At 65.2% G+C, this 10,790-nt stretch carries 7 protein-coding genes; all 7 read left to right on the forward strand.

The window, feature by feature from the left end; all coding sequences use genetic code 11:
- Positions 1–431 precede the first annotated feature (431 nt).
- A complete protein-coding gene (locus MJ785_RS08345; protein WP_239310312.1) occupies positions 432–1,694 on the forward strand; it encodes a glycosyltransferase family 2 protein in 1,263 nt (420 codons plus the stop codon).
- Between the two features lie 63 nt (positions 1,695–1,757).
- The gene (locus MJ785_RS08350; protein WP_239380329.1) at positions 1,758–4,499 is read left to right on the forward strand and encodes a PA14 domain-containing protein; all 2,742 of its coding nucleotides are present in this window, start codon (positions 1,758–1,760) and stop codon (positions 4,497–4,499) included.
- Positions 4,496–4,921, forward strand: coding sequence for a hypothetical protein (locus tag MJ785_RS08355; RefSeq protein WP_239310314.1), 426 nt, complete (start codon positions 4,496–4,498; stop codon positions 4,919–4,921). The genes MJ785_RS08350 and MJ785_RS08355 overlap by 4 nt, the downstream gene beginning before the upstream one ends.
- Positions 4,922–5,164: 243 nt before the next feature.
- A complete protein-coding gene (locus MJ785_RS08360; protein ID WP_239310315.1) occupies positions 5,165–5,668 on the forward strand; it encodes an SCO family protein in 504 nt (167 codons plus the stop codon).
- A 79-nt stretch (positions 5,669–5,747) separates the two neighbouring features.
- Entirely contained in the window at positions 5,748–7,640 is a 1,893-nt protein-coding gene (locus tag MJ785_RS08365; protein WP_239380330.1) for a glycosyltransferase, read from the forward strand.
- Entirely contained in the window at positions 7,637–9,301 is a 1,665-nt protein-coding gene (locus MJ785_RS08370; RefSeq protein ID WP_239380331.1) for a glycosyltransferase family 39 protein, read from the forward strand. Before MJ785_RS08365 ends, MJ785_RS08370 begins: the two co-directional genes overlap by 4 nt.
- Before the next feature lie 347 nt (positions 9,302–9,648).
- The coding region (locus MJ785_RS08375) for a serine/threonine-protein kinase (RefSeq protein ID WP_239380332.1) at positions 9,649–10,790 on the forward strand (1,142 nt) is incomplete at its 3' end.

The following is a 10,790-nucleotide window of genomic DNA, read 5'->3' on the forward strand; positions in this document are numbered from 1 at the left end:
CGAGCCCATCAGCGGAGTTGATCCGGGGAGCCATATTCGTAGTTCTTGTCCCGACTTCTTACTGAAACCAACCTGTCGGATGCCTGTCAGCCGAGCTGTTTTCGTTCTGATCCGGCTGGGTCGGAAACTTATCGAGGTGGGTACTTCCCGCCTGACCTGATCTCTTCGGCGACAGCATTCGCGGTGGACCGGATCCGCCTGGCGCGGATTTCGGGAGACTGGCCGCCGACACCGAGCATGCTGGTTTTGTGCTGGGTTTTTCCGGCGGGAGTCCCGGGAGCGCGTTTGGGGGCCCGGGTGAAGCCGGTGAACAGCAAAGGAGCGCGACAACAGCTGACCTGCCAGGCCGGGAAATCCCGGTCATGGCATCTGACGTACCCAGTGGACGGTTGCCGCGTCGGCCGCCGTCCCGAACGGGGGGAGACCAGCGGATGAGCATGCCTGACGAGCGCATTTTCGATGCGCAGCTGGTAGACCTGGTGCCGCGGCCACGAGCTTCCTCGGCGGTGCTTTCGAGCATGCGCACCACAGCCGTGACCGGCCACCGACTGGACGAGCAAGTAATGGTGTCGGTGGTAGTGCCGACTCGGAACGAGGCCGCGAATATCGAGGCGCTCCTGCGCCGGCTTGACGCCGCGCTGGCCGATCTGCCCAGCGAGATTATCTTTGTCGACGATTCGGACGATGCCACACCGGAGATCATAAATGCGCTCCGTGGTTCGGTCCGAATACGGGTCCGTATCCATCACCGTCCCGCGCCCTACCGGGTAGGCGGACTTGGCGGAGCTGTTACCGAAGGCATTCGACTATGCCGCGCCGACTATGCTGTGATCATCGATGGTGATCTGCAGCATCCACCGGAGGTGATTCCCGAACTTTTTGCCGCGGCTGGCGCGGGAGATGTCGATGTTGTTATCGGTAGCCGGTACGCCAACGGCGGTAGTGCCCCGGGCTTGGCGAACAGTGGCCGCCGACTTGTGTCATCCGGCGCGAACCTGCTGTCCCGCATACTTTTCCCGCTGCGCCTGCGTGGTGTGTCGGACGTCATGAGCGGGTTCTTCCTCGTCCGCATCGCGGCGCTGGACCTCGACCAGCTCCGTCCGGACGGGTACAAGATCCTGCTTGAGCTGCTGGTCCGGGCCGGCCGGTTGCGGGTCGTCGAGGTCGGTTATGTATTCGGTGAACGTCATGCCGGAACATCGAACGCTTCGGCGTCGGAGGGCGTCCGCTTTATGCGGCTGCTCTTGTCGCTCCGGCTGCCACGGGCGGCACGGTTTGTGCTCGTAGGTGTCTCCGGGATATTGCCGAATGTTTTTGGAACCGCGCTTCTGCACCACGCTGGAATGCATTATCTGCCAGCCGCGGTGATCGCTACACAGGTTGCCATCCTGTGGAACTTCGCCGGTTGTGACCTGTTTGTCTGGGAGCGCGGAAAACAGTCAATGATTCGACGGTACGTGTCGTTCGCCTTGTTGAACAACGTCGATCTCGTCGTCCGTCTGCCGCTGCTCGGAATTTTTGTGGACCGTTGGCATACAAGTATCGGGGTAGCCACTCTCGCTACTTTGGCAATCGTTGTCAGTGTTCGTTACGTGTTGGTCGACCGGATTGTCTACAGCGAGCATAGGCGTACGGCGCGGAGTTTTTTCCGCGGGCCTCGACGGTCGGCAGCCGGCACCGCCGGGGAGGCTTAGGAATGATCCGGCGAAAAATTTCGGTCAGGAGCAACGGAAATGTTTAGGGGAAGACGCCGGAGGTTGGGGCACCGGCGTGTCCTGACTGGGCTCCTCGCTATCCTCTCCATCCAGTTCGCTGTGCTAGCCGTCGTCGACCCAGGCACGGCGAAGGCGGTCACCTGCCCGGACACACAATGGGCCGCCGACTACTTCGCCAACATGACGCTGTCCGGGCCGGCAGCGGGTTCGCGTTGTGACCGCGACATCAGTTTTGACTGGGGGGAGACGGGCCCCGGGATCGGTGGCCTCGGCGGGTCCGGCTATTCGGTCCGGTGGAGCCGGACGCTCTATCTGGATTCGGGTGAGTACGGCTTCACCGCGACCGCTGACGACGGAATCCGGGTACTCCTGGACGGCGCCACTGTCATAACCGGGTGGAAGGACCAGGGACCGACCACCTACACCGCGAACCCCTCGGTGACCGCCGGTGAGCACACGATTGTCGTGGAGTACTACCAGAACGCTGGAGGCGCTGTCGCTCAGTTCAGTTACGCACCACCGGTGCCACCCCCACCGACCTGTGCGCCCACCCAGTGGACGGCTTCGTATTTCTCCGGAATCACCCTCACGGGTACCCCGCGCGGGCGGTGCGAGGATGCCATCAGCCATGACTGGGGGAACGGTGCACCGGACGTCCCCGGTATCAATGCGGACAACTTCTCGGTCCGGTGGGTCCGGACCGAGAAGTTTGCGGCCGGGACCGTCACGTTCACCGCCGAAGCTGACGACGGTATTCGGGTCTATGTCGATGACACATTGGTGATCGACCAGTGGCGGGACCAGGGGCCGACCACTTTCACCGCCAGCCCGACGGTCACGGCGGGCGACCATACGGTCAAGGTCGAGTACTTCGAACACGGCGGTGGTGCGGTTGCGCGGGTGTCGTACGCCGCCGCGGCTCCGCCTTCGTCGCTGACCTGCCTGTCCACCCAGTGGGCCGCGTCCTACTTCCCCAACAGAATCTTGTCGGGAGCGCCGAAGGCCGAACGCTGTGAGGGCACGCTCAGCCACGATTTCGGTGAGAAGGGGCCGGGGGTGGACGGCATCGGAGCGTACAACTTCTCCGCGCGCTGGAGCCGGACTGACCAGTTCCGAGCTGGGAACAGCACGCTCACGGTGACGGCTGACGATGGCGTGCGCGTCTACGTCGACGGCACGCTTGCCATCAACCAATGGCAGGACCAGGGGCCGACGACCTACACGGCGACCGTGCCCGTCACCGCCGGGAAACACGTGGTCAGCGTCGAGTACTACCAGGGCGGTGGCAGCGGGCTTGTGCGGGCCGGTTACACCGGTGGGGGAGCCGCGGGGGAACTGCCACCACCGCCACCGGGTGGTTGCACGGGCGACTGCCAGGGCTCCTGGCAGACCCTGCCGTACGACTCCCCGGTGCGTTCGGTGCATGCCACCGTGCTGCGTACAGGGAACGTTCTGCTTGTTGCCGGATCTGGTAACAACGGGGCAGCGGCCGCGAAGAACCAGTTCGTCTCCAAGGTCTGGAACCCGTCAACCGGTGAGTTCGCCGATGTTCCCACGCAAGAGGACCTGTTCTGCGTCGGGCACACCCAGCTGGCTGACGGACGAATCCTGCTGGCCGGCGGCACACTCGCGTACCCGACACCCACAACCAACTACAAGGGTCTCGCGAGCAGCTACATCTTTGACCCGGTGGCCGGTACCTATACCAAGACAAATGACACGCCGGGGGGCGGGCACTGGTACCCCTCCCTAGTGAACCTCGGTAACGGTGACGTGTTCGCCACCGGCGGGCTCAACGAGAACGGATCCGGAAACGTCGCGGTCGAGATGTTCGACTCCAAGAAAGGCCAGTGGAAGCCCTTCAACAACGTGCCGCAGACGTATTTCTACTGGGGTCTCTATCCGACCATGGTGCTGATGTCGGACGGCCGGCTCTTCTACGGCGGTACGCACACCTTCGGCAACGCGCTCCCGAACACCTCCGGGTCGGAGATCTACGATGTCGACACTGGAACAATCACCGATGTCCCGGGGCTGCGGGATATCGACTTCCGGGATCAGGGCGCCACGGTTCTGCTGCCGCCGGCGCAGGCCCAGAAGGTTGCGAACTTCGGCGGCGGCAACTCCTACAGTGACCTGGACCCGACGAACCACACGGACATCATCGATCTCAGCAAGGATGATCCACAGTGGACGGCCGGGCCGGACCTGCCGGCGGCCAAGATGTACGTGAGCGCCGTCATTCTGCCCGACGGCAAGGTGTTCGAGACCGGCGGCGCGAAGCACAACTATCCCGAGTTCGCCGTGCACGAGGCGTCCATCTACGACCCAGCGGCCAACGCGTTCACGTCGCTGCCGGCGGACCCGGCCGATCGGATGTACCACTCGGAGGCGTTCCTGCTGCCGGACGGCCGGGTGGCGACGATCGGGAACAATCCGGCTACCGGCGAATTCGATCTGGGTATTTCGATCTACTCCCCTTGGTACATGTCCAGGGATCGCCCGACAATTTCCAACGCTGCCGACCAGTTCGACTACGGGTCGGCGCAGAAGCTGACAGTGAGCGGGAACATCGGTCGCGTCACACTGATCCGCCCAGCGTCGGTGACCCATCAGTCCGACCCGAACCAGCGCAGTGTCGACCTGCCGCTGTCCGGAACGGGCCAGGATGTCAGCGTGACAGTGCCGGACAATCCCAACCTGCTGCCAGCCGGCTATTACATGATGTTCGCCCAGGATATGAACGGGGTACCGTCCGTGGCTAAGTGGGTGCATGTCGGATGACCAGAAAAAGAATTCTGCTCGGCATGACCGCCGTGGCATGCGTCGCTGCTGGGCTGCTCGTCGCCCTGCGGGTGACCGAGCCGAACTCGGCCATGCCGGCCGGCGGACACGTCCGCCAGGTCGCGGTTGAGCATTCCTGGGGCCCAGGTAACCGGGATCTCAGCGGTCGGGTGCAGCCGCATGGAAATGGTCGCCCCTCCCCGGCGACGCTGTGGGTGGACGGGTGTGACCACAATTACGCGGACGCGGCGGGTAATTCCAGTGTCTGCGTCCCGAAGACCGCTCCCGGCGGCCACGCGGTCGACTGTGCCTTTCTGCGAGCGGCCGGATTCGGCCCGCTCAAAGTGATCGGCACGGACAGCAAGCATCTCGCCGGCCCTGGCAATACGGCGCCCCGCGGTACGACCGTCTGCGCCGGGTAACCCCAGAAAGGCTGCGGAATGCCACTGCGATTCGATGTTCCTTCCGGGCGTCGGCGACCCACCCGTCACTGGATCGTGGCCGTGGCATTGTGCTGTCTCGCCGGGTGTGCCGTCTCGTCGACGGGTACGGCCGCACACCCGGCGGACACCGGCTCATCGCCGCCCGCACCGGCGCTGGCGCGATCGTCCGCACGCCCGTCATCCGTTGTTGGGACGGCGGCGGATGGCTGGCATGGCACCGCCGTGCGGGTTTCCCGGCCCCGGCCGTCGTTCACCCTGGCCGACCTCTCCGGCCGGAGCTTCGACTTCGCGAAGGAAACGGCTGGCCGGGCCACACTGCTGTTCTTCGGCTACACGAACTGCCCGGATGTCTGCCCGACGACAATGGCTGACATCGCCGCGGCCAAGCAACTGGTGAGCTCGCCCGTCGGCTCCGCAATAATGGTCGTCTTCGTTACGACCGACCCCGGCCGGGACACCGCGGGAGTACTCCGTCGATGGTTGAACCAGTTTGATCCCACATTCATCGGGCTCACCGGTTCACCAGCACAGCTTGCTGCTGCCCAAAAGGCCGCTGGCGTGCCGCTCGCGAGTGCGCAACAGGTGCCGGGCGGTCAGTACGACGTGGTGCACGCGGCCCAGGTCGCCGGCTACGGTGCCGATAACACCGAGCATGTTCGCTACTTTTCCGATACCACGGTCGCGGATTATGCGGCGGACCTCCCCCGGCTGGTAGCCGTTTCGTGAGAATTCGCCAATCCCGGCCGGAGCGGGCCGTTTACATTGCGTGTCCCGCGGGCCTACTAGACAATTCAGGTAGGAATCTGTGAACTCCATCCATGCGCCTGCTCCAGCACCGTCGCCGCGAGCCCGTTTGGAGAGCCTGCCCGGACGGCTGCGTTTCGCGGTCGGCGGTGGGACGAGCGTGTTCGTCCGCGTCACGGTGCTGGTCGTGTTCGCGTGGTTTCTCGGCGTGGGTGACCGGGCCGCGTACGGGTATTCAGCAGTAGCTTCGGCACTTCTCCTGCGGGGTCTGGGACATGATTTCACCCGGCGTCGCCAAAACGGGAACTGGTTCTGGTCCGTCGCCGCCCGCGGCTCGACCGAGACGGTCGGCTGGCTCATTTTCGTCGAGCTGGCCAGAACCGACCACGGCGCCACGGTCATCGGCCAGGCCAGCATGCGCCACCTGTTTGCCGCCCTGGTGAGCGCGGCGGTGGTGGCCTTCACCTACCCGTTGGTCTGTGACTGGCTTGTCCTCGGATCCACCGCGGACACCCCGCTGTTTCGTTTCTTTCGAGGCTGTCTCGCCTTGTCGACAGTACCGCTAGTCGTGGTGACGGCCAATGCGTTGTATCCGCATCGCGACGGCGTGGTACTCGTCGGCTGGAGCACGGTGTCGCTCGCGATGCTGTTCGTCGCCGGCCTGACCCTGGCCCGAGCGCAGTACAGCTGGCAGCGGCCGGAGCGGGTTGACCACGTGAACCTGGAGGACCGCGCGCCGGCTCGGCACACTTTTTCACTGATCGTGCCCGCGCGGGAGGAGCCCGTCCTCGGGCGCACCCTTGCCCAGGTGCTGGCCGGTTCCTATCCAGCGGATCTTTTCGATCTCGTTGTCGTCGTGTCCGACGATGAGGCTGACCGGGAGACACGTGCGGTGGCGCAGGAGTTTGCCGACAGCCATCCCAACGTGCGGGTGGTGACACCGCGCAGCGCAATGCGCAGCAAGCCGCTCTCACTCGAGGACGCGCGGCGGTACTGCCGCGGTGATCTGATCGGTATCGTAGACGCGGAGTCGTTGATCGCGAACGGTCTGCTCGGTTACGTGAACACGCTGGCCAGCCATCATCCCGAGGTCGGGATTTTCCAGGGCGGTGTCCAGCTGATGAATTTCCGCGGGACGGGCTGGCGACGACCGGAGTCAGCCGGGCTGTTGCGCGCTGTGACCTCGTGGTGCAACAGCGCCACATCATGGTGGCGGGCACGTAACTGCCTTGAGTACTACATCTGGTTCATGTCGAGGCTGCGCTACCAGGCGGTGGCGCGTTTCATTCCGCTCGGTGGCAACACGGTCTTCATCCGGCGCGAGATCCTCAACCAGTTGGGCGGCTGGGATGTCTCCTGCCTGACCGAGGACTGTGATCTCGGTGTACGAGCCTCGGTGGCAGGCGTCGAGACCATGGTCTTCTATCATCCGGAGCTCACCACCCGCGAAGAGACACCGGAGACACTGGGCAAACTGGTGGTCCAGCGGACCCGGTGGATGATGGGTTTCATCCAGGTGTTCCAAAAAGGCGACTGGCGTCAGCTCCCGGGGCGGCGCCGGCGAGCGCTCGCCGTTGAAATGCTGTTGATGCCATTTTTCCAGGCAGCCGCCGGGCTGGCGTTGCCGACGTCTGTGCTACTCACATTTTTTCTGTCGGCTCCGGTGGGGCTTGTGATTATCTTCTGGCTCCCGCTGCTGGCAATGGTCATGATGACCATGATGGAACAGGCCGCTTTCCGGGAGTTTGCTGATGCATATCAGCTCAAGGTAGGATTTCTCGACAGTGCCCGATTGCTGGTGAGCGCGCCGGTGTATCAGCTGGTCCTGTCCGCGGCGGCGCTGCGCGCTATGGTGCGGCTGCTCCAGGGCAAGGTCCAGTGGGAGAAGACCACACATGTCGGTGCCCACCACGTGGTGATACCGGGTACCGCCGAGCTCAAAGGGGTTTCGTGACCACGACCACGCTGCCGGTCGCGCCCCCGGGCACTGTCGCCGACGGCGGTGCTTCTCGGGCCGGCCGGGCACCCGGGGACCGCGTTACCGTCACCCGAGCGCGTATCGCCGGCTGGCTGTCCCGCCACTGGCGGAGTCTGGCTCTGCTGACAGCGCTTCTCGTCGTCTGTGGGCTGGTGCACGGACTCAACCTCGATGGCTGGCCGGGCCGGATCAACGACGACGAGGGCACGTACGCGGCCCAGGCATACGCCATGCAGTACCGGGGCCAGATCACCCACTACACGTATTGGTATGACCATCCTTTCGGCGGCTGGCTGCTCATAGCCGTCTACACGACCGTCACAAACGCATTCGAGCGGGCGCCGTCGGCGGTGACGGCCGCGCGTGAGTGCATGCTCGTCGTCCACCTGGTCAGTTGCGCGCTCCTGTACCTGCTTGCCCGCCGTCTCGGGTTTCGCCGTGTTTTCGCCGGTCTCGCTGTCGGGTTGTTCTCCCTGGCACCGCTCGCGGTGTGGTATCAGCGGCTTGCGTTCCTCGACAACATCGCGGTGCTGTGGGTGCTGGCAGCGCTGGTCTGCGCGGTGTCAACACGCCGCAGCGTGGGGGCAGCCGTCGCCTCCGGCGTCTTCATGGCGTTCGCCTTCTGGTCGAAGGAAACGTCCCTGATGCTCCTGCCGGGCGTCTACCTTCTGCTCCGGCAGAATCGCGACCCGCGTAACTGGCGGTTCGTGCGCCGCAATTTCCTCGGGTTCCTGACGCTGATCTGTGGGATCTACGTCCTGTACGCGGTGGCGAAGAACGAGCTGTTCGAGGGGACGGGTCACGTCTCGCTCATCCGGGCGGTCACATGGCAGCTCTTCGAGCGGACCGCGAGCGGAAGCCTGCTGCAGGCGGGTAGCGGCACACAGGGCATGGCCGGTCTGTGGCTGCACATGGATCCCTATCTGCTGGGTGCCGGCGTCGTCACCGCAATCCCGGCACTTTTCGTCAGGCGTCTTCGGATGGTCGCGGCGCTCCTGCTGATCCAGGTTGTCTTCATGTTCCGCGACGGCTACATGCCGTATGCCTATGTGACGGCGATGTTGCCGTTCGCGGCACTGTGCGCGGCCGGCATGCTGGACGTGACCCTTCCCCGCGGACCGGTAGGCGGCGCACCCGACAGCGTGGACCGCGAGCCGCACACGCTTGCCAGCCGGCGCCGGGTCGCCGCGGCCAGGGCCACCCGACTGGCCCTGGTGGTCGGCGTGGTGATCGCTGGATTGGTGGCGCTGCCCGGCGAGTGGGCGCCGAAGCTGGGTACGGCGCTGACCGCCGATGACAGCAAGCCGACCCGGGACGCTGCGCGTTGGTATATCGAGAACATTCCCAATGGTCACACCGTCGTGACCGATGACAACATCTGGACCGATCTCGTGATTGCGGGCAAGAAGCCGGACCCAATCTGGTTCTATAAACTTGATCTTGACCCCGCGGTTCGCGGGAAACTGAAGAACGGCTGGCAGGACGTTGACTACTTCGTTCTCGGTCAGCTGATGCCGTCGACTCTTCATGATCTGCCGCTGGTGGCCGAGGGGCTGCGGCACTCGGTCGTGGTGAAGTCGTTCGGGCCGGATGGGCAGATCACGGTCCGTAAGGTGATTAAGAGCGACCGGCAATAGGGGACGCGGCGTCGCGGGGCTGGGGCACGCACCTCGCCGCGTTGTCGTCGGTCGCCACCCACAACCAGGGTGACTCCCTCCGCCGCCTCGCGATGCACGCACCCCAGCCCCGCTCCTTGATCCACACCCCTATTGCCGGGCGCTCTAAGTCGGGTTGTCCGGTCGAGGTGGCAGCCCCGCCGGGCTGCTGACCCGCGGGCGCCGGTGCGTCCATGAGCACCCTGTCCGGCGCGGACCGCCCTGTCCGGCGCGCTGGCGTTCCGGTTCCGTCCGTGGGATCGGGCGGGGTTAGGATTACCCCATCGCGTTGAGGGATGTATGGGTGATTTTGTGATGCTGTTCAGCGGGTGTCGGCATGTGGCGGCGTCCACCTCGTGATCATCAACGAGGCGCAGGTGGCCGAGGCGCTCCCCAGCTACGAGTTGGGCGCCAAGCTGGGCGCGGGCGCCTTCGGGCTGGTGTTAGCGGGCCGGCACCGCGACCTTGATCGCAATGTTGCGATCAAGGTGCTGTCCCCGGCGCAGGAGAACGCGCCAGGCGGTTTCAAAGCCGAGGCACGGATCCTCGCCGCGATGGATCATCCGCATGTCGTGCGGGTCTACGATTACGTCGAGGCCGACGAGCTGCATCTGATCGTCATGGAGCTGCTGGGTGGGGGGACGCTGACCCGTCGGCGGGCGGGCATCCCACCGGAGGGTGCCTGCGCGGTCGGTCTGGCGGTGGCCGCGGCGCTGACCTGCGCGCATGCCCAGGGGGTACTGCACCGCGACATCAAGCCCGACAACATTTTGTTCGACACCGGAGGCCTGCTCAAGGTCACCGACTTCGGGATCGCGAAGATTTTCGACGGGTCGGCGGCCACCGCGAGCATGCTCATCGGGACCCCGAAGTACATGGCGCCCGAACAGCTCGTCGGCGGTCGGCTGGGGCCGCCCACCGACCTGTATGCCCTCGGGGTGCTCCTGTACGAGCTGCTCGTCGGGACACCGCTGTTCGATCCGGCTCTGTCGTCGCATGCCCTGGGTTATCATCACCTTTACTCTCCGCCACCACCGTTAGTGGGTGTGCCCGCTCCGGTGGCCGAGGCTGTTCTGCGGGCGCTGGCCAAGGATCCGGCCGCTCGCCAGCCCTCCGCACACGCCTTCGCTCTTGATCTTGCTGCTGCCGCGGCCCGCGGTTACGGCCCTCGCTGGACCGCCCGTGCCGGAATCGGACTACGCCTCGCCGACGACGTCCGTGATGCCGCTGACCTTCTGGTTCAGCCCAGTCGGCAGATACCGGCGCCTATCCCCCGCCCGCCGGGTCCGCAGCCCGCCGTCCAGCCTTCGTCGCCATGGGTTGTGCAGCCGCCGCCGGCCGCGCCCGCGGTGCGCCCGTCGAACGCCGCATATCAGGCCGTTCCCGCGTATCCGCCAAGTCCCGGCCAGCCAAATCCCGGGTACCAGAGCCCGGGGCAGCCAAATCCCGGGTACCAGAGCCCCGGCCAGCC

The organism is Protofrankia sp. CiT1, assembly GCF_917627335.1.
GTDB lineage: Bacteria > Actinomycetota > Actinomycetes > Frankiales > Frankiaceae > Protofrankia.

Coding starts and splice junctions, on each gene's coding strand:
- MJ785_RS08355 (WP_239310314.1), top strand. CDS start 4,496: ATGACCAGAAAAAGAATTCTGCTCGGCATGACCGCCGTGGCATGCGTC.
- MJ785_RS08345 (WP_239310312.1), top strand. CDS start 432: ATGAGCATGCCTGACGAGCGCATTTTCGATGCGCAGCTGGTAGACCTG.